17 protein-coding genes are annotated in these 18,363 nt (G+C 70.9%); 7 read left to right on the top strand and 10 right to left on the bottom strand.

The window, feature by feature from the left end:
- Nucleotides 1-7 precede the first annotated feature (7 nt).
- A complete protein-coding gene (locus ACFVTC_RS39135) occupies nucleotides 8-1,132 on the bottom strand; it encodes a CobW family GTP-binding protein (RefSeq protein WP_390134029.1) in 1,125 nt (374 codons plus the stop codon).
- Between the two features lie 353 nt (nucleotides 1,133-1,485).
- Here ACFVTC_RS39135 and ACFVTC_RS39130 point away from each other — a divergent pair, with 353 nt between their 5' ends.
- The gene (locus ACFVTC_RS39130; protein WP_390134027.1) at nucleotides 1,486-1,992 is read left to right on the top strand and encodes a DUF6082 family protein; all 507 of its coding nucleotides are present in this window, start codon (nucleotides 1,486-1,488) and stop codon (nucleotides 1,990-1,992) included.
- A gap of 666 nt (nucleotides 1,993-2,658) precedes the next feature.
- Nucleotides 2,659-2,895, top strand: coding sequence for a hypothetical protein (locus ACFVTC_RS39125; protein ID WP_168530585.1), 237 nt, complete (start codon nucleotides 2,659-2,661; stop codon nucleotides 2,893-2,895).
- Between the two features lie 126 nt (nucleotides 2,896-3,021).
- On the opposite strand, the gene ACFVTC_RS39120 is transcribed toward ACFVTC_RS39125, so the two are convergent.
- Nucleotides 3,022-4,308 carry a citrate synthase/methylcitrate synthase gene (locus ACFVTC_RS39120; RefSeq protein ID WP_390134025.1) on the bottom strand — a complete coding sequence of 429 codons (1,287 nt, stop codon included), beginning with the start codon at nucleotides 4,306-4,308 and terminating at the stop codon, nucleotides 3,022-3,024.
- Between the two features lie 65 nt (nucleotides 4,309-4,373).
- On the opposite strand from ACFVTC_RS39120, the gene ACFVTC_RS39115 reads away from it, so the two are divergent.
- The 4 genes from ACFVTC_RS39115 to ACFVTC_RS39100 all read left to right on the top strand — a co-directional run bounded on the left by ACFVTC_RS39115 (nucleotide 4,374) and on the right by ACFVTC_RS39100 (nucleotide 9,246).
- Nucleotides 4,374-5,642, top strand: coding sequence for a citrate synthase family protein (locus tag ACFVTC_RS39115; RefSeq protein ID WP_390134023.1), 1,269 nt, complete (start codon nucleotides 4,374-4,376; stop codon nucleotides 5,640-5,642).
- 113 nt (nucleotides 5,643-5,755) lie between these two features.
- Nucleotides 5,756-6,700, top strand: coding sequence for a sucrase ferredoxin (locus ACFVTC_RS39110; RefSeq protein WP_390134021.1), 945 nt, complete (start codon nucleotides 5,756-5,758; stop codon nucleotides 6,698-6,700).
- Between the two features lie 207 nt (nucleotides 6,701-6,907).
- The gene (locus ACFVTC_RS39105; RefSeq protein ID WP_390134019.1) at nucleotides 6,908-8,569 is read left to right on the top strand and encodes an ATP-binding protein; all 1,662 of its coding nucleotides are present in this window, start codon (nucleotides 6,908-6,910) and stop codon (nucleotides 8,567-8,569) included.
- Entirely contained in the window at nucleotides 8,566-9,246 is a 681-nt protein-coding gene (locus tag ACFVTC_RS39100) for a response regulator (protein WP_390134017.1), read from the top strand. Before ACFVTC_RS39105 ends, ACFVTC_RS39100 begins: the two co-directional genes overlap by 4 nt.
- A 97-nt stretch (nucleotides 9,247-9,343) precedes the next feature.
- Here ACFVTC_RS39100 and ACFVTC_RS39095 read toward each other — a convergent pair whose 3' ends face one another.
- The 3 genes from ACFVTC_RS39095 to ACFVTC_RS39085 form a co-directional block, all read right to left on the bottom strand.
- Complete coding sequence (locus tag ACFVTC_RS39095) at nucleotides 9,344-10,402, bottom strand: ABC transporter substrate-binding protein (protein WP_390134015.1); 1,059 nt, start codon at nucleotides 10,400-10,402, stop codon at nucleotides 9,344-9,346.
- Nucleotides 10,403-10,656: 254 nt separating this feature from the next.
- Nucleotides 10,657-11,532 carry an ABC transporter permease gene (locus tag ACFVTC_RS39090; protein WP_390134013.1) on the bottom strand — a complete coding sequence of 292 codons (876 nt, stop codon included), beginning with the start codon at nucleotides 11,530-11,532 and terminating at the stop codon, nucleotides 10,657-10,659.
- Complete coding sequence (locus tag ACFVTC_RS39085) at nucleotides 11,522-12,337, bottom strand: ABC transporter ATP-binding protein (protein WP_329527587.1); 816 nt, start codon at nucleotides 12,335-12,337, stop codon at nucleotides 11,522-11,524. The genes ACFVTC_RS39090 and ACFVTC_RS39085 overlap by 11 nt, the downstream gene beginning before the upstream one ends.
- A gap of 161 nt (nucleotides 12,338-12,498) precedes the next feature.
- Here ACFVTC_RS39085 and ACFVTC_RS39080 point away from each other — a divergent pair, with 161 nt between their 5' ends.
- Complete coding sequence (locus tag ACFVTC_RS39080; RefSeq protein ID WP_390134011.1) at nucleotides 12,499-13,191, top strand: response regulator; 693 nt, start codon at nucleotides 12,499-12,501, stop codon at nucleotides 13,189-13,191.
- A 195-nt stretch (nucleotides 13,192-13,386) separates the two neighbouring features.
- Here the strand turns inward: ACFVTC_RS39080 and ACFVTC_RS39075 are convergent, their stop codons facing one another.
- The 5 genes from ACFVTC_RS39075 to ACFVTC_RS39055 form a co-directional block, all read right to left on the bottom strand.
- Nucleotides 13,387-14,979 carry a cation acetate symporter gene (locus ACFVTC_RS39075; protein WP_390134009.1) on the bottom strand — a complete coding sequence of 531 codons (1,593 nt, stop codon included), beginning with the start codon at nucleotides 14,977-14,979 and terminating at the stop codon, nucleotides 13,387-13,389.
- On the bottom strand, nucleotides 14,976-15,464 hold the full coding sequence (locus ACFVTC_RS39070; protein ID WP_390134007.1) for a DUF485 domain-containing protein: 489 nt from the start codon (nucleotides 15,462-15,464) through the stop codon (nucleotides 14,976-14,978). Before ACFVTC_RS39070 ends, ACFVTC_RS39075 begins: the two co-directional genes overlap by 4 nt.
- Before the next feature lie 104 nt (nucleotides 15,465-15,568).
- Nucleotides 15,569-16,252: a response regulator gene (locus tag ACFVTC_RS39065; protein ID WP_390134005.1), complete on the bottom strand. Its 684-nt coding sequence runs from the start codon at nucleotides 16,250-16,252 to the stop codon at nucleotides 15,569-15,571.
- Nucleotides 16,249-17,400, bottom strand: coding sequence for a sensor histidine kinase (locus ACFVTC_RS39060; RefSeq protein WP_390134002.1), 1,152 nt, complete (start codon nucleotides 17,398-17,400; stop codon nucleotides 16,249-16,251). Before ACFVTC_RS39060 ends, ACFVTC_RS39065 begins: the two co-directional genes overlap by 4 nt.
- Nucleotides 17,397-17,921, bottom strand: a complete 525-nt coding sequence (locus ACFVTC_RS39055; RefSeq protein WP_390134000.1) for a DUF1453 domain-containing protein — start codon at nucleotides 17,919-17,921, stop codon at nucleotides 17,397-17,399. The genes ACFVTC_RS39060 and ACFVTC_RS39055 overlap by 4 nt, the downstream gene beginning before the upstream one ends.
- Nucleotides 17,922-18,363: the final 442 nt, after the last annotated feature.

Here is an 18,363-nt window from a genome sequence, read left to right as displayed (position 1 = left end):
CGCCGGTTCAGCCCTCCGGGCTCTGCTCCTGTACGTAGCGCAGGACGCCCCACATGCTGTGCTCGTCGGCGTGCGGGGCGTCCTCCTCGCACGCCGCCAGGTCCTTGCCGAGGGCGGTGGTGTCGATGCCGGAGCCGATCAGTACGAGCTGGGTGCGCCGTTCGCCGGCGGCGGCCCTCGGCTCCGGGCCGCCGGCCCAGGGCTCCGGACGGAACCGCAGGAACGGACCGACCGCGTGCACGGCGTAGCGGTTGCGGCGGTCGTGGGCGCCGAAGTCGACGTACCCCTTGATGCGGTAGAGCCCCTCGGGCCTGCTGTCGAGGAACTCCATCAACCGCCTCGGGGAGAGCGGGACCTCGGAGCTGAAGGAGAGGGATTCGTAGGCCGCGTGCAGGTGACCGGCGTGCCCTTCGCGGTCCGTGTGGCCGTCCTCGTCGTGGGTGTGGAGGTCGTCGAAGGAGAGCTGGCCGACGCGGTCCTCGCTCGGCCTGCGGTCGAAGAGGAACTCGGGGTCGACGCGGCCGTGGGCGGCGGGCACGACGGCGGCGTGGTCCACGAGGTCCCGTACGGTGCGCAGCACCCGCTCCCCGCCGTCGGCGCGATCGATCTTGTTGACGACGACGAGGTCGGCGAGGGCGAGGTGCCGGTCGATCTCGGGATGCTTCTCCCGCGTGCCGTCGAACTCGGCCGCGTCGACGACCTCGACGAGTCCGCCGTAGACGATCCGCGGATTCTCGCTGGCGAGCACCATCCGCACGAGTTCCTGGGGCTCGGCCAGGCCGCTCGCCTCGATGACGATGACGTCGATGCGGGAGGAGGGCCGGGTGAGCCGTTCCAGATAGTCGTCGAGCTCACCGGCGTCGACGGCGCAGCACAGGCATCCGTTCCCGAGCGACACGGTGGAGTCCCCGAGCGCTCCGGCCACCGCCATCGCATCGATCTCGATCGCCCCGAAATCGTTGACGACGGCGCCGATGCGACTGCCTCCGCTGTGGTGCAGGAGGTGGTTGAGGAGAGTGGTCTTGCCTGCGCCGAGGAATCCGGCGAGGACGATGACGGGAACCTGCGGGTCACCGAGCGGGGGCCGTCCGTCCGACGCGGACGGGACCTGCTGCGGGCTGGGCTGGCTCAACGGGCGACCTCTTTCACACCGACGCGTGCACCGGCTCGTGGACCGGTTCTTCGACGAGGGCGGCTCGTGGACCGGCGCTCGTACGGGGAATGGCTGTCGTCCCAGGATACGAGCGGGAGGAATCGCCCCGAAGTGAACGATTGTTAGCGGCGCTCGCGGGGCACACGTTGGGCATGGCGCCGGGACGCGCAACCCTCACTTCCCTCCGTGCGCCTCCTCTCCGCCTCCCCGCCGATCAGAGCCGCTCGGCAAGACTGGGAGGCGGCAAGCGCGCCGCCCACCGGTCACCGGTCCGCTCCCTGTCGCCCCGCAACCGACGGCCGGCGGAACGGTCGCCTGATTCGGGGGTTGACATGGCCACACAGAACTCCGCGGTTCGGAGGTTCGGCTCAGATGCCTGGGCCCGGCTCACCGCCGCGGCCGGTGCCGTCACGGAACGAAGGACGAGGCCGCGCAGGCGGGCCGTGCTCACCGAGCAGCACCGACTCCACTTCGATCTGCTGTGCAAGGCCATGGACGATCCCGCTCTCGCCGCGGTCCTCAACACGTACGAGACGGAGATCACCGACGAGGAGCAGCGGCAGTACCTCTTCGCGAACGCCCTGTACATCAATGCCCTGTACTTCCACCGGATCGGGGCCCTGACGCGGGCGGAACTCCACGGCCACTTCCGCATCATGTGCCAGAACCAGATCTTCCGGGCGTACTGGGCCGCGACGGAGCACCACCGCAAGAGTCTGGCCGACTCCTCCGAGGAAGCCGAACTGGGCCGGATGATGGAGAGCCTGATCCAGGATCAGACCGATTCCGACACCGACGAATGGTGGGTGGTCGGCGAACCCGATGAGGGACCTCAGTAGCTCCCGGCGTGGTCGGCGGAGTTGCGCGGCTTCACTCCACGGCTCGTGACGGCTTCGCGCACCATTCGCGCCCCACAGACGACGGAACCGGCCGACTTGTCGCCTGCCCGGCCCGCGGGCACTCCGGCGAACACCCCTGCGCCCGGGGACACTTCCGGCTCCGCCGAACATCTCCGCCCGGAGTCGGCCATGCTCCGAGGACCCCGGAGGTCGGAGGCACCCACCACTCCGAGCCCGAAGGACGGACACCACCCGTGGAGATCACGGCCCCTGCGATGGCGCTCGCGACCGCCGTCCCGCTTCCCGTCCTGACAGCCGTACCGGTCGCCTGCCTGAGCCCCAACGCCGCCCGTCGGGGGACCCGTACCGCGTTCCGGCGCGCATGCGCGGCACGGTGGAGAAGGTGTTCCGACGCCGGACATAGCAGCGGAGACCGGGACACATCCGACGGAATTCACTCCCCTGCTTGTGATGGCTTTGCACACCAGGGGCAATCGGACGCGCTAGGTTATCGTCTGCCCGCTGCGCGGGCACTCCGACGAACACCCCGCGCTCGGAGGCACTTTTCGGCTCCGACGAACATCTCCGCCCGGAGTCGGCCATGCTCCGAGGACCCCAGAGCTCGGAGGCACCCATCAGTCCGAGCCACAAGATTGGTACCACCCCGTGAAAATCGTGCGACGTGTCGGAGCTACGCCACGCGAGCGCGGCAGCGCCACTGGTCAGTCGTGCCCCGACATCTTCGAGCTCAGTGACGGCAGTTTCGCCGTCATCGGGCGCGAGGCCACCCTGGAACTCGACCCCGAGCTCCCGCCCGACGCCGCACGAGCCGACTACGAGCGGATCGTCATCATCACGCGCGACACCCTGGTCCGCGCGAAGAAGGACATCCCCGACGTCTGACCTCGTCACCGTCAGGAGCTGACCGCGGGTGATCCGCGGTCAGGATCCACCCCCTGCGGCCACGACGCCAGGCCCGGCATCCCCCGGATGCCGGGCCCTTCATGTGCCGCGGACACACACCGCCCGTCAGCGAGCCGCAGGCACCTCGGCCCGCGGCGCCGGCGCCGGAGGGACGGGCATCGGCGGCACCGGCCCCACGTACCGCGCGGACGGACGGATGATCTTCGAATCCCGCGCCTGTTCCAGGATGTTGGCGCTCCAGCCGACGACCCGGGCCGCCGCGAAGGTGGGGGTGAACATCTCGCGCGGGAGGCCGCACAGTTCCATGACCACACCGGCGTAGAACTCGACGTTGGTGTGGAGTTCGCGGCCCGGCTTGAGTTCGGCCAGGATCGCCTCCACCCGGCGCTCGACCTCGACGGCGAAGCCGACCAGGGAGCCGCCGAACCCTTGGGCGATGTCGCGGAGCATCCGGGAGCGCGGGTCCTCGGTGCGGTACACGGCGTGACCGAAGCCCATGATGCGCTCACCCGCGAGGACCCGTGCGCGGATCCACGGGTCGATGCGGTCGGCGGTGCCGATCGCGTCGAGCGTGTCCAGGGCACGGCTCGGCGCGCCACCGTGCAGCGGCCCCGACAGCGCCCCCACGGCGCCCACCAGACAGGCCGCCACGTCCGCACCCGTCGACGCGATCACCCGCGCCGTGAACGTCGACGCGTTGAATCCGTGGTCAATGGTGGAGATCAAGTACTGCTCGACCGCCCGCGCCCGCGCCGCGTCCGGCTCCGCACCCGTGAGCATGTACAGGTAGTTCGCCGCGTACGGGAGGTCCTCGCGCGGCTCCACCGGCTCCAGGCCCCGCCCGAGCCGGTACAGCGCGGTGAGCAGCGTCGGCACGGCCGCGCACGCGGCGAGCGTGTCCGCCTGGCGCCGGTCCGCGTCGGTGTCGTAGAGCGGCCGGAATCCCGACGCCGCCCCGAGCAGCGACAACGCGGTCCGCAAGCCCGCGAGCGGTCCGGCGGGGCCGGTCGCCGCGGCGATCGCGGGCAGCGCCGCGCGCACCTCGTCCGGGAGCCGGCGCAGCGCCGCGGTCCGCGCGGCGAAGGCGGCGCCATGGGCCGCGTCCGGCAGTTCACCGTGGACCAGAAGATGCCAGACGTCCTCGAACCCGCGGGTCCGCGCGAGTTCGACGGCCGAGTACTGGCGGTAGTGGTAGAAGCCCTCCATGCCTCTGACGTCACCCAGTGCGGTCTCGGTGACGACGACGCCCGCGAGTCCTCGCGGTATGGCGGCAGGGGCGGGGGTTGTGGGGGTTGTCGCGGTGGTGGGGGCTGTCGCGCTGATGCTGGCGGTGGCGGTGGCGGCCCGGTTGTTCGGCATGCGTTCCTCCCTGAACTTGATTCGACTGTCCATGCTTGACTGGATCTCTGTCAATATTGATTGGATCAATATGTCGATCCACGGATACGGTGTCACCCATGAGGGATCAGGAACCGGGAACGCAGGCGCGCGCGGGCCGGCGGCTCAGCACCAGGGAGACCGCCGACCTGCTCGGCGTGAAGGCCGAGACCGTGTACGCGTACGTGAGCCGCGGTCAGCTCAGCAGCCGACGGAACCCCGCCGGCCGGGGCAGCACCTTCGACGCCGAGGAGGTGGAGGCGCTCGCCGGACGCAACAGGCGTGATTCCAGCGGGAGTCCGAGCGCGGGCGGCGAGCTGTCCGTCCGCACCCGCATCACCTTGATCGACGAGAACCGGTACTACTATCGCGGAGTCGACGCGACGGAACTGGCCGCACACCACTCCTACGAAGAGATCGCCGAGTGGCTGTGGACCGGACGACTGCGCCCCGGCATCACGTTCACCGCTCCGGACGCCACCGTCGCCGCCGCCCGCCGGGCCGTCGACGCGCTGCCCGACCACAGCGGCCCGACGGACCGGCTGCGCGTCGCCGCGATCGCCGCCTCGGCCGCCGACCCGCTGCGCTTCGACCTGTCGGAGAGCGCCGTCCTCGGCAGCGCGCGCACCCTCATCCCCACCCTCGTCGCCGCTCTCCCGCCGAAGCGGCACGACCACCGCGACGAGGGCCCCCTGGCCCACCGTCTGTGGCCGCGCCTCACCGGCCGGACACCTGACGGTGCGTCATTGCGGGTCCTGGACAAGGCACTCGGTCTGCTCGTCGACCACGACCTGGCCGCCTCGACGCTCGCGGTAAGGGTCGCCGCGTCGGCTCGGGCACACCCGTACGCCGCCGTCTCCGCGGGCCTGGGCGTCCTCGAAGGGCCCCTGCACGGCGCCGCCGGCGGCCTGGCCCACCGGATGCTCCTCGACGTACTGGACCAGGGCACCGCGGCGCCGGTCGTCGCCGACGAACTGCGCGCCGGACGTCGCGTCCCCGGTCTCGGCCACCGTCTCTACCCCGGAGAGGACCCACGCGCGCGTGCCCTGTTCGCCCTCCTGGAGGAGGTACCCGGCGCCGAACCGGCCCTGGCGGCGGCGCGGGACATCGTGACCACCACCGCCCGCCACACCCCGCTGCACGCCAACGTCGATCTCGCGCTGGCCGTGTTCACGGTCTCCTCCGGCATGTCCGCCTCCGCCGCGGAGACGGTCTTCGCCGTCGCCCGCACGGCGGGGTGGATCGCCCACACCTTGGAGGAGTACGGGGAACGGCCGCTGCGCATGCGTCCGAGCGGCCAGTACGTGGGAGCGCGGCCACCACAGCCGCTCCCCGAGTGCGCCCCCTGAAGCCTCTCCACGCGCTGAATGCGCCGAGAGTGCGCCCCCGTCCGCACGGCCGGGGGTCACCCTGGCCCTAGGTCGGAAGTCGCCCTGGCCGAAGTCAGGTTAGGCTCACCTCTGTGAGTACGTGCACGACCGCGTCCCGCGACTTCGACGAACCGCTCGCGGGGACCGCGGCGACCGCGGCGACATGGCTGCTGCTCGAGCAGCCCGGACCCTGGGGTGCCAAGGCGCTCACGTCGAGCCACCTGGACCCCGAGCTCGGGCGTGCCCTCGAAGCGGCCGCCGAGGGCACCGGCGTGCGGATCGCGCTCATCCGGCGCCCCGGACGGCACGCGGACCGCGGTGCATCCGCCGAGCGCCAGGTGTACGCGGCCCACACCACTCCCGGACACACATGGCTGCACAGCGCCACGACCCGCACACCCGCGCAACTGCTCGACCTGGACTTCGCCGCGCTCGGTACCGGTGACGCGCGCACCTTCGACACGGTGCTGCGAGGCCGTCCGCACCGGGGCGACCCGCTCGCGCTCGTCTGCACCAACGGCAAGCGTGACCGTTGCTGCGCCCTCCTGGGCCGGCCTCTCGCCGCCGAACTCGCGGCCTCGGGGCTGGAGGGCGTGTGGGAGGTCACCCATCTGGGTGGTCACCGTTTCTCACCCACGCTGCTCGTCCTGCCGTACGGCTACGCGTACGGACGGACCGCGGCACACTCCGTCAAGGAGATCCTCCAGGGCGTGCGGGAGGGGCGCATCGTCACCGAGGGCTGCCGGGGCGGGTCCGCCTGGGAGCGGCCGGGACAGGCGGCGGAGCTGGCCGTGCGCACGGCCACCGGGGAGCACGCGGCGGACGCCTTCCGGGTCCTGCGCACCCACGGGACGGCACCGCGCTGGGAGGTGACCGTCGCCCACACCGACGGTCGCGTGTGGCGTGTGGTCGTCGCGCAGGGCGCCTCGCTGCCGCCTCGCCCCGAGAGCTGCGGCTCGGCGCTCGGTTCCCCGGCCCGCATGGACGTGGTGGCCGTGCGGGAGCTGCCCCGGACGCCGATCCCGATCGCCTGCTGACCACGGCCCACCAGCGCCGGGCCACACACCTCCGCACCCGGGCTCCACCCACCACCGATCGCCACACGGCACACGGCACACGCCCCTTGTGGCACCCGCTGGGCCCCGCCCGGACCCGGCCCCCGTAACCGCCTCCCGCACGAAGCTCGGGAGATCCGCGCCACACCCCCTACGGTGGAGAACGCCCTCCCCCGTACGGTCATGGGCATGAGCTCCACTCCCCGCGCACGACGCCTGCGCCTCCGTCTGCCGCGGCGGATGTTCTCGCAGGTGCTGCTGATGCAGGTGGCGATCGCCGCCGGAGTCGCCGTCCTCGCCACCGGGCTGTTCCTCGCCCCGCTCAGCGCGCAGCTCGACGACCAGGCCATGCGCCGCGCGCTCGCGATCGCGCAGACCACGGCGGCCCAGCCGCGCATCGCCGAGGACCTGCAGACGTCGCTGCCGTCCGTGAACGGGCCCGTACAGGCTGCCGCCGAGCGGATCCGCCGGGCCAGCGAGGCCGAGTACGTGGTGGTGATGAACACGAACGGCGTGCGCTGGTCGCACAAGGACGTCACGCAGATCGGCCAGGTCGTCTCCACCGACCCCCGCCGGGCCCTCGCCGGCAAGGACGTCATGCAGATCGACAGCGGCACACTGGGGCGCTCGGCGCGCGGCAAGGTGCCGCTGCGCCTCCATGGACACATCGTCGGCGCGGTCTCGGTCGGCATCAAGTACGACAGTGTGCGCAACCGGCTGATCCACGCCATCCCGGGCCTCTTCGCCTACGCGGGCGGAGCCCTGGCCGTCGGTGCGTTCGCCGCGTATCTGCTCTCCCGCCGGGTCCAGCGGCAGACCCGTGACCTGGCCTTCTCCGACATCTCGGCGCTGCTCGCGGAACGTGAGGCGATGTTGCACAGCATCCGGGAGGGAGTCGTCGCCCTCGACCGGACCGGCCGGGTACGCCTCCTCAACGACGAGGCCCAGCGGCTGCTCGGACTCGACGCGGCGGCCATCGGCGGGCCGCTCGACGACGTGCTCGGCCCCGGCCGCACCACAGACGTGCTGGCCGGACGGGTCACCGGCACGGATCTGCTGACCGTGCGCGGTCAGCGCGTCCTGGTCGCCAACCGGATGCCGACCGACGACGGCGGCGCCGTGGCGACCCTGCGCGACCGCACCGAACTGGAGCAGCTCAGCCGTGAACTCGACGCCACGCACGGACTGATCGACGCTCTGCGGGCCCAGGACCACGAGCACGCCAACCGGCTGCACACGCTTCTGGGACTGCTCGAACTGGAGATGTACGACGACGCCGTGGAGTTCGTCGGCGAGGTGGTCGGCGACCATCGGATCACCGCGGAACAGGTCACCGAGAAGGTCCACGATCCGCTGCTCGCGGCCCTGTTGGTCGGGAAGGCCACCGTCGCGGCCGAGCGCGGAGTGGCTCTGTGGATCTCGGACGGGACGCTGCTGCCCGACCGGCTGCTCGACCCGCGCGGACTGGTCACCGTCGTCGGGAACCTCGTCGACAACGCGCTCGACGCCGTGGCCGGTACGCCGCACGCGCGCGTGGAGGTCGAATTGCGGGTCCAGGGGCGTACGGCCGTACTGCGCGTGCGGGACACCGGGCCGGGCATCCCGGCGGAGCGGCGGGAGCTGATCTTCACGGACGGGTGGTCCACCAAGAAGCCTCCGGCGCACGGCAAGCGCGGGATCGGTCTCTCCCTGGTGAGACGGTTCGCCGAGCGGCAGGGCGGCAGCGCGGAGGTGGCCGAGGCGAGCGGCGGGGGCGCGGAGTTCACGGTCGTCCTGCCGGAGGCGCTCACGGAGGCGGACCTGGCGGCGGAACCCAGCCCTCTTACGGCCACCGGGGCGGGATCGCGGTGATCGAGGTACTGGTCGTGGACGACGACCCCCGGGTCGCCCGGGTCAACGCCGCCTACGTCACGAAGGTGCCCGGGTTCCGGGTCGCGGGAGAAGCGCACAGCGCGACGGAGGCGATCCGGCTCATGGAGACACTGCCGGACCTGGACCTGGTTCTCCTGGACCACTACCTCCCCGACGAGACAGGCCTCACGGTCGTCCGGGAGATACGGCGGCGCGGTCACCAGACCGACGTCATCATGGTGACGGCCGCACGCGACATCTCGACCGTGCGGGCGGCCATGCGGCTGGGCGCGCTGCAGTACCTGGTCAAGCCGTTCGCCTTCGCGGGCCTGCGCGCCAAACTGGAGGCGTACGCGGCTCTGCGCCGTACCCTCGACGGCGGCGGAGAGGCCGAACAGGCCCAGGTGGACCGCATCTTCGGCGCCTTTTCGACGACTGCCGGGCCGACCCCGCCCATGGGGCACTCCCCCACGACGGCCGAGCTCGTGCGCCGTGCCCTGGTGAACGCCGGAGAGCCGCTGTCGGCCCAGGAGATCGCCGAGGAGACCGGACTGAGCCGACAGACCGCCCAGCGCTATCTGAAGATCCTGGAGCGCACGGGACGGGTCCGGCTGACCCTCAGGTACGGCGACGCGGGCCGCCCGGAGCATCGGTACGTCTGGGCGACCCGCGGGTGAGGCCACGGCTCAGGAGGCAGGGGCCGGAGTTTCGAACAGTCCACCGTGTACGGCTGCCGGGGAAGCACAGCCGTACGCGGTGGACCGTTCGGGCCGTTCAGCCGGCGGCCTTCTTCACGAACTCCGTGGTGAAGGTCCTGCCGAGGTCCACCTTGGCGTTCTTGATGTTGGGGTTGAACGCCTTGAGCACCTTCTCGACGGTCTCGGGGCCACCCTCGGGCATCACCCCGTCCTTGGTGAACATCGGCAACGTGCTCTCGATGGCGGTGGCGTAGAGCGCCTTGTCGCCCTGTGAGTAGTCGGCGGGCATCTTGGCGGCGATCTCGGACGCGCTGTGCGTGGCCATCCACGCGAGAGTCTTCACGAAGGCGTTGGCCAGCTTCTGGACCGTCTCCTTGTGACCGTTCACCCAATCCGTCTGCATGTAGAGGCTGGACGAGGGATACGGGCCGCCGAACGCCTCCGCCGAACCCTTCGGTGTGCGCATGTCGATGAGCACCTTGCCCAGGCCCTTCTTCAGGACCGTGGCGACGGTCGGGTCCGTCGTCATACCGCCGTCGATCGCGCCCTTCTGGAGCGCGGAGATGAAGGTCGGTCCGGCGCCGACGGCGACCGGCGAGAAGTCGCTGACCCTCACCCCGTTCTTGACCGCCAGGTACTTGGTGAGGAAGTCGGTGGAGGAGCCGAGCCCGGTGATGCCGAGCTTCTTGCCCTTGAAGTCCTTGGGCGACGTGATGTCGCCCGCGCGCTGGGCGGAGACGAGTTCCACCTCACCGGGCGCGTGCGAGAACTGCACGACGGACTCCACGGACTTGCCCTTGGTCTGCAGGTCGAGCGTGTGGTCGTAGAAGCCGACGGCCCCCTGCACCTGGCCGGAGACGAGCGCGGTCTCCGCCTGCACACCGGCCGGCTCACTGAGGAGTTCGACGTCCAGGCCCTGATCGTTGAAGTAGCCGAGCCGCTGGGTGAGCATCGCCGGCAGGTAGATGACCTTGTCGAGGCCGCCCACCATGATCTTGACGTGTTCGCCCTTGCCACCGCCTCCGTCGCTGCCGCTGCCGGCGGTGGAGGCCGCGTCGTTGGCACAGGCGGTGAGCGAGGAGAGGGCGAGCAGACCGGCGGCTGCCAGCGCGGAGTATCTGGCGGTCTTGCGCATGATGGGGTCACGTCCTTGTGAGAGGGCGGTGCGGGCAGAACAGGCGCCCTGAAGGGGGCGCTGAACCGGGAACGGGCTTCCTGAAGAAGGGCGCTGTAGAGGGGCGTTGAGCCGGGAACGGTGTTGTGCGGAGGGGCGCCGGGAGGGCCACAGGGGTTTCCTGGCGTGGAGTCGGGCGCCGAGCCCGCCCTCCTGCCGGCGACCTCGACCGGGCGGGCACGACCGGCGGCCCGGAAAGCCGGGCTCCGGGTCGGTCAGCTCTCGGAGTCCGACGGCTTCCAGCGGAAGATGCGGCGCTCGGCGAAGGTGAGCAGTCCCTCGGCCAACAGCGCGACCACGGCGAGGATGACCATCGCGGCGTACACACCGGCCGCGTTGAAGGTGCCTTGCGACTGTGCGACGAGCAGGCCGATGCCCTTGGTGGCGCCGATGTACTCCCCGACGATCGCACCGATGAGGGCGAAGCCGAAGCTGACGTGGAGGCTGGTGAAGATCCATGAGGTGGCGGACGGGATGACGACCTGAAGCGTCACCCGTCGGTCGCTCGCGCCGAGGATCCGGGCGTTGGCGACGAGGTTGCGGTCGACCTCGCGGGCGCCCTGGAACGCGTTGAAGAAGACCGGGAAGAACACCAGGACCACCGCGGAGGCGACCTTGGAGGCGGGGCCGAGCCCGAACCAGATCACGAAGATCGGGGCCAGCACGATCCGCGGTATGGAGTTGAGCACCTTGATGTATGGACCAAGGACATCGGCGAGGAAGGTGACGCGTCCCAGCGCGATACCGAAGACCACACCGGACACCACGCCGATGACCCAGCCGAGCAGCGCCTCGTGGAGCGTGAACCAGATCTGCTCGCCGAGCGAACCGAGTGCGGTCCCGTGGGCGGCCCAGGTGTAGATCTGGTCCCAGATCTTCGACGGCATGGAGAAGTTGAACGGGTCGATGATCTCGGCCCGTGCGAACACCTCCCACAGACCGAGCACGGCGACCAGAAGCACCGCGCGGACCGCGGCCACGGTCATCCGGCGTCGGCGGGCGGCTCGGGCCCGTGAGTGGGCGCGTCCCGGCTTGACGGGTTCACGGTCGGCCGGCGCGACGACGGCCTCGGGCATGACGTCAGGCGACATCGGCCGCACCCCTCTCACGCGTGATGCGGACCTCTTCGCCGAGCGACTGCCAGATCTCCCGGTAGATCTCGATGAACCGCGGCTCCAGACGTACGGCTTCGACCTTGCGGGGCCGCGGCAGATCGATGTCGAAGATCTGCTTCACGGTGGCCGGGCCCGCCGTCATCACGACGACCTTGTCGGCGAGCGCGATGGACTCCTCCAGGTCGTGGGTGACGAAGACGACCGAGGCGCCCGTGCCCTCCCACAGCTCCAGCAGTTCGTCCGACATCAGGGCCCTGGTCTGCACGTCGAGCGCCGAGAAGGGCTCGTCCATCAGCAGGATCTCGGGGTCGTTGACGAAGGTCGCGGCGAGCGCGACACGCTTGCGCTGACCGCCGGAGAGCTGGTGCGGGTAGCGGTCCTCGAAGGCCGCGAGCCCGACCCTGGCCAGCCATTCGCGGGCCCGCTTCTTCGCCTCCGCCTTGGGTACCCCACGAAACCGTGGGCCCGCCATGACGTTCGACAGGACCGTACGCCACGGGAAGGTGGCGTCCTGCTGGAAGACGAAGCCGACCTTGTCACCGACGCCCTCGACCGGCGCACCCGCCACCAGGACCTCGCCCTCGGTGGGCTCCTCGAGGCCGCTCACCAGGGTCAGCGTGGTCGACTTCCCACAGCCCGTGGGGCCGACGACGGCGACGAACTCGCCACGGCCGATCGTCAGGTCCAGTTCCCTGACTGCCGTGTGCAGCCCGCCTGACGGGGTCTTGAAGATCTTGCTCGCGCCCCGTAGCTCTATGGCGGGGCTGGTGTCTGCGCTCATGGGCCGGGACGGTAGATGTGGCGCGGGCCACAGCATCAGTCTTCTGGGCGCAAGGCATTCTTCTGCTTGCAAGAGTCTGTTGTGCTCATTTTGCTCGCGCTACAACGGCGGAGCCGAAACACGGGCTTAACGCTCGCCAGGCCTTGAGAGAAAGAGGCCCGATGATTGACGTCCTGGTCGTGGACGACGACTTCCGCGTCGCTGAGATAAACGCGAAGTACGTGGGTAAGGTTCCCGGATTCCGGGTGGCCGCCCGCGCGCACAGCGCTGCCCAGGCCCTGGCCGCCGTGGAGCGCGCGCCCGTCGACCTGGTCCTGCTCGACCACTATCTGCCCGACCGGACAGGCCTCGAACTCGTCCACCACATGCGCGAACGGGGTCACGGCACCGACGTCATAATGATCACCGCGGCGAGCGACGTGGCGACCGTGCGGGCCGCGATGCGGCTGGGCGCCCTGCACTATCTGGTCAAACCGTTCACCTTCGCCGCACTGCGCACCCGCCTCGACTCGTACGCCGCCCTGCGGCGCACCGTCGACCGGGTGGGTGGGCGCGGCGTCGCGGGTCAGGAGCAGGTCGACCGGATCTTCGGCGCCCTGCGCACCGCGCCCACACCGGCGTCGCCGGGGCTGCCCAGAGGCCACTCCGAGCCCACCACCGATCTGATCTGCGGTGTGCTGCACCGTGCGAACCAACCGCTGTCCGCCCACGAGGTGGCCGCCGAGACGGGCCTCAGCCGCTCCACCGCCCAGCGGTACCTGCGCCACCTCGAACAGGCGGGGCGCTTGCGCCTTTCCCTCAAGTACGGCGACACCGGACGCCCCGAGCATCGGTACGCGTGGGTGGCGCCCTGAGGGCTGTCCCGATCCGCGGTCGCCCGCACGCGCCCCTGACGCGCGCGTCGGAGTCTCCGCAGGCAGGAACCGGCGGCGGAGGAATACGCCGCTGGAGGCGTGCGGCGCCGCAGGCCTCTGTCACGGAAGTCCTGGGGGCCGCTCGCCCCGCCACGGTTCACGTCGCCCGGGGTGGGCGCGGGACGCGAGGTGCCCTCAGACCGCCCCGGCACCCGTCAGCGACCGCACCTCGGTCTCCGCGTATTTGGCCTCGTCCGGCGGCTCCACCGAGGTGACCGTCCCCAGCCAGCCCGCCAGGAAGCCGAGCGGGATCGACACCAGGCCGGGATTCTGGAGCGGGAAGTACTGGAAGTCGACGCCCGGGAACAGGGAGTCGGGGCTGCCCGACACCACCGGCGACAGCAGCACGAGCACCAACGCGGGCACCAGCCCGCCGTATACGGCCCACACCGCGCCACGGGTCGTGAAACTCCGCCAGAACAACGAGTACAGCAGCACCGGCAGGTTCGCGGACGCGGCGACGGCGAAGGCGAGGCCCACCAGGAACGCCACGTTCAGGTCGCGGGCCACCAGCCCGAGCCCGATCGCGACGACTCCGATGCCCACCGCCGCCGCACGCGCCACCGCGACCTCGCTGCGTACCTTCGCGTGCGGGCGTCGCAGTGAGGCGTACAGGTCGTGGGCCACGGACGCCGAGGACGCCAGCGTGATGCCGGCGACGACCGCGAGGATCGTGGCGAAGGCGATGGCCGCGACGACCGCGAACAGCACCGTTCCGCCTGTCGAATCGGGGCCGCCGCCCAGGTCGAGCGCGAGCAGCGGAACGGCCGTGTTGCCCGCCGCGTTCGACTCCCTCACCGCCCCCGGTCCGACGACCGCAGCCGCTCCGAAGCCCAGCACGATCGTCATCAGGTAGAAGCCCCCGATGAGTCCGATCGCCCAGACCACCGAGCGCCGTGCGGCTCGCGCGGTCGGCACGGTGTAGAAGCGCGACAGGATGTGCGGCAGACCGGCCGTGCCGAGCACCAGCGCGAGACCCAGGCTGATGAAGTCGAGACGCGCCGTCCAGTCCCCGCCGTACTTCAGGCCGGGCACGAGGAACGCGTCGCCGTGCCCGCTGCGTGCGGCGGCCGAAAGCAGCAACTGGTTGAAGTCCCCGTGGAAGCGCACCAGGACGAGCACGGTCAGCGCGACGGCGCCGCCCATCAGCAGGACCGCCTTGACGATCTGGATCCACGTGGTGGCCCGCATCCCGCCCAGCGACACATAGATCACCATGAGCGCGCCGACGCCGATCACCGTCCAGTTCCGCGCCGCGTCACTCGTGCCTCCCAGCAGCAGCGCGACCAGACTGCCCGCGCCCACCATCTGCGCCACCAGATACAGGACGGAGACCGTCACCGAGGCCGTTCCCGCCGCGATCCGCACGGGTCGCTCGCTCATCCGCGCCGCGACGACGTCGGCGAGGGTGAACCGCCCGCAGTTGCGCACCAGTTCGGCGACGAGGAACAGAACGACGAGCCAGGCGACGAAGAATCCCACGACATACAGCAGTCCGTCGTAGCCGTAGAGCGCGATGAGCCCCGTGACCCCGAGGAAGGACGCCGCCGACATATAGTCACCAGAAATGGCAAAACCATTCTCCATTGATGAGAACAGTCGCCCTCCGGCGTAGAACTCCTCGGCCGAACCGTGTCGGTTGCGGCTCACCCATGTGGTGATCGCCAGAGTCACCGCCACGAATGCGCTGAACAGCAGCAGCGCCAGCGTCTGATGGTTGCCGGTCACCGCTCGGACCCTGTGACGTTTCGCGTCAACTCCTGTGTGTCCCATCGGAGTTCGAGTGCCGATCGGTCCCGGCGCAGCCGCGCGTGCCGCGCGTACGCCCAGGTGAGCACGAACGTGGTGAGGAACTGCCCGAGCCCCGCCACCATTCCCACGTTGACCGCGCCCGCGACCGACCTGGCCATGAACCCGGGTGCCGCCGTCGCGGTCACCACGTAGCCGACGTACCAGGTGAAAAACACGGCGAAGGCCGGGATCACGAACCTCCGGTACCGCCCACGCACCTCCTGGAAGGCCGCGCTGCGCTGCACCTTCAGATAAACCTCGGCCGTGCCGCCCAAGCGGCCTCCCTGCCCCTGGCGCGCGGGCGGGACGACGGGCGCGGGCGCCCCCGTGCCATCCAACTCGCCCCAGCCGGAGGCGAGCGCGTCATACCAGGGGTCGTCGAACCGGACCTCCCCCGTATCGCGGCCGTCGTGCTTCTCCACCGAACTCTCCTTGTCCGCGACCCGTTTCGGCCGCGTACCCAAGGATGTACAGATCGGGAAGATCCCGGACTCTTCTACCCACCCGCTTCACCCCATCAGGTGACTCAATTCACCGGTGGCCGGACGAGACCTTTCCCATAGGCATAACGCACCGCCTGAGCACGGTCCTTGAGTCCCGTCTTGGCGAAGAGATTGTTGATGTGCGTCTTCACCGTGGCGGTGGACACATGCAACTTGCGGGCGATCTCCTGGTTGGTGAGCCCCTCGGCGATCAGCAGCAGCACCTCGGTCTCGCGCGCGGTGAGCCCGTCGGGCGGCGCCACGGGCGCGGCCGACGGCGGTTCCGGCTGTGACAGCCGCTCCAGCAAGCGTCGTTGCACACTCGGTGAGAGTCCCGCGTTCCCGGACAGCACGCTCTCCACGGCGCGCACGATCTCGTCACCGCCCGCGTCCTTGGTGAGATATCCGCGGGCCCCGGCCCTGAGCGCCGGAAACAGCGACTCGTCGTCCGCGTACGTGGTGAGCACGACCACCTGCGTCCCGGGATGCTCGGCGCGGATGCGCCGGGTCGCCTCCACCCCGTCGCAGCGAGGCATGCGCAGGTCCATCAGCACGACGTCCGGGGCGAGTTCGGCGACGAGTGCCACGGCCTCCTCCCCGTCCCCGGCCGCACCCACCACCTCGATCCCCGGCAGCAGGCCCAGCAGCATCACGATGCCCTCGCGCACCACCGTCTGGTCGTCGGCCACCACGACCCGAGCCGCCCTTCGGGTCTCCTCCGCCGTCATACGGGCACCTTCAGCGTGACCACGAAGCCCTCCTCGTCCGGCCCGGCCTCCAACGAGCCGCCCAACAGTTCGGCACGCTCCCGCATGCCCAGCAGACCGTACCCGGCGCCGGCGGCGCCGAGCTCCCCCGGCGCTCCCCCGGAGTCCCGTACGGCCAGCGTCACTTCGTGTTCGCCGTATTCCAGCCGGACGTGGACCTTGGCGCCCGGCGCGTGCTTGCGGACGTTCGTCAGGGCCTCCTGCGCCACCCTGCGCACCGCCTGCGATGCCTCGGCCGGCAGCGGCTGGCGTTCACCTGTGACGGTGACGTCCGCCCCGTCGGACGTGGCGACCAGTTCACCCAGGAATTCCTCCACCGGGGACATCTCGCCCCGTAGCGCGGAGAGCGCCTGCCGGGTCTCGGCGAGCCCTTCCCTGGCCATCCCGCGCGCCGCCACGACGCGCTCGAGGATCGTCGCCCGGTCGGCGCCTCGCTCGATCAGCAGCCGGGCGGCCTCGAGGTGCACCATCTGCGCCGAGAGGCTGTGCGCCAGGACGTCGTGGATCTCCCGTGCGATCCTTGCGCGCTCCGCGAGCGCCGCCGACTCGGCCTCGGCCGCGCGTGCCGCGCGCTCCTGGGCGAGGAGGCGCTGGGCACTGCCCCGCGCTTCCGCGTCGAGACGCAGTACGTATCCCGCCAGGACCAGCCCCACGGCGGTGGCCACCGTGGTCAGCCAGATGTCGTTGTTGACCGCCGCGTAGGCGCTCAGCGCCACCGTGGTGACGGGCAGTGCCGCCGCCAGGGGCAGTCTCTCGATGGCACTGATCCCGCACGCGCACCACAGCACGAGCGCCGGAATCCTGAATCCCGTGCTCGCCGCCACCGTCGCGATCGCTAGCAGCAGCGCGAGCAGCGCCACGGAGGGCAGCAGCCGGTGCTGGAGCGTGGTCTGCCAGAACGCCCAGGCGGCGACGCCGCAGACGATCACCCCCAGCGTCGCCGCGGCGGTGTCCCACCCGCTGAGGTCGCTGTTCGTGAAGGTCGTCCACAGGAGCACGCCGAGGGCGAAGAGCCGCGTCGTCCAGGCGAGCCCACGCCTGGCCTTGGTCACTCCCGCTCGGGAGAGCGCCTCGCGGGAGGGCCAGCGGGTCCAGGAATGCTCGGTCACACGTGCTCCTTCCACGCCGCCTGGGGCACGCCGCCACCGTACGCCGCGTCCCGCCCGACCGCCGGGCGCAGGGACTGCGACCGCCAGAGCAGGAGCCCGGAGCGGACCGACAGGGTGGCGGCGAGCGCGAGCAGCAGGGCGGAGCTGTCCTGACGCACGCCCAGCAGCGCGCCGACGCCGAAGAGCCCCAGCCGCAGGGCTATGCCCACGCCCCAGACGGCCGCGCCGGCCTTGGTGCTCCTGCTCCAGACCGTGCCGTCCGGCTCCGCCCACATCCGGGTGGTCCACGCCCAGGCGGCTCCGACGGCCAGCCCGATGAGGACCTCGGCCCCGATGAGCAGGATCGCCTCGGCCCGGTGATGGGCGTCGATGAGCCCCGGCTCACGCAGAGCGATCACTGCCAGCACGGCCGGCACGATCCACCAGCGCCTGTCCGTGCTCACCCTGCGCGTACGGAATTGGCGCGCGACGACCAGAACAACAACGGCGACGATCACCAAGGCGTTGACGAGCCCGGACATCGCGACCTCCATGGGCGAGGAAGAGCGGATACCGACAGCGAGCGCTGTCGACGCCTTCGACGCTACGGAAATCGCGAGGTCAGCAGATCGGAGCCCGGGTGGATCCGGGGTGGATCCACCCCGCCCCCAAGCCTCCACCCACGGGTGGAGCCCACGACACCCTCAGCCCACCCCGACCCCGACGAACCCCGCCCCACTCCCCCACGCCCCCGCACCCGGCGACGCACGCGAGGGGCGCGCCACCACCGCCCCGACCCACCACGTACCCGCACCCGACGACGCACGCGAGGGGCGCCGCCACCACCGCCCCGACCCCACCCGCACTCGCACCCGCACCCGCACCCGCACCCGCACCCGGCGACGCACGCGAGGGGCCGTGCCGGTACGTCGCAGCCCGTCGCTTACGCCCGGATCGAGCAACGGCTCCCTTACCCGGCCCACG

It is taken from the genome of Streptomyces sp. NPDC057950 (assembly GCF_042887295.1).
Classification (GTDB): Bacteria; Actinomycetota; Actinomycetes; order Streptomycetales; family Streptomycetaceae; genus Streptomyces; species Streptomyces kaempferi.
Note: the sequence above shows the minus strand (reverse complement) of the source record. Positions and strands in the feature narration are given on the sequence as shown.

Bases quoted from the DNA above. Each gene is read 5' to 3' on its own strand.
- ACFVTC_RS39130 (WP_390134027.1), top strand. From the start codon at position 1,486: ATGGCCACACAGAACTCCGCGGTTCGGAGGTTCGGCTCAGATGCCTGG.
- ACFVTC_RS39120 (WP_390134025.1), bottom strand. From the start codon at position 4,308: ATGGACAGTCGAATCAAGTTCAGGGAGGAACGCATGCCGAACAACCGG.
- ACFVTC_RS39115 (WP_390134023.1), top strand. From the start codon at position 4,374: ATGAGGGATCAGGAACCGGGAACGCAGGCGCGCGCGGGCCGGCGGCTC.
- ACFVTC_RS39105 (WP_390134019.1), top strand. From the start codon at position 6,908: ATGAGCTCCACTCCCCGCGCACGACGCCTGCGCCTCCGTCTGCCGCGG.
- ACFVTC_RS39095 (WP_390134015.1), bottom strand. From the start codon at position 10,402: ATGCGCAAGACCGCCAGATACTCCGCGCTGGCAGCCGCCGGTCTGCTC.
- ACFVTC_RS39090 (WP_390134013.1), bottom strand. From the start codon at position 11,532: ATGTCGCCTGACGTCATGCCCGAGGCCGTCGTCGCGCCGGCCGACCGT.
- ACFVTC_RS39085 (WP_329527587.1), bottom strand. From the start codon at position 12,337: ATGAGCGCAGACACCAGCCCCGCCATAGAGCTACGGGGCGCGAGCAAG.
- ACFVTC_RS39080 (WP_390134011.1), top strand. From the start codon at position 12,499: ATGATTGACGTCCTGGTCGTGGACGACGACTTCCGCGTCGCTGAGATA.
- ACFVTC_RS39065 (WP_390134005.1), bottom strand. From the start codon at position 16,252: ATGACGGCGGAGGAGACCCGAAGGGCGGCTCGGGTCGTGGTGGCCGAC.
- ACFVTC_RS39055 (WP_390134000.1), bottom strand. From the start codon at position 17,921: ATGTCCGGGCTCGTCAACGCCTTGGTGATCGTCGCCGTTGTTGTTCTG.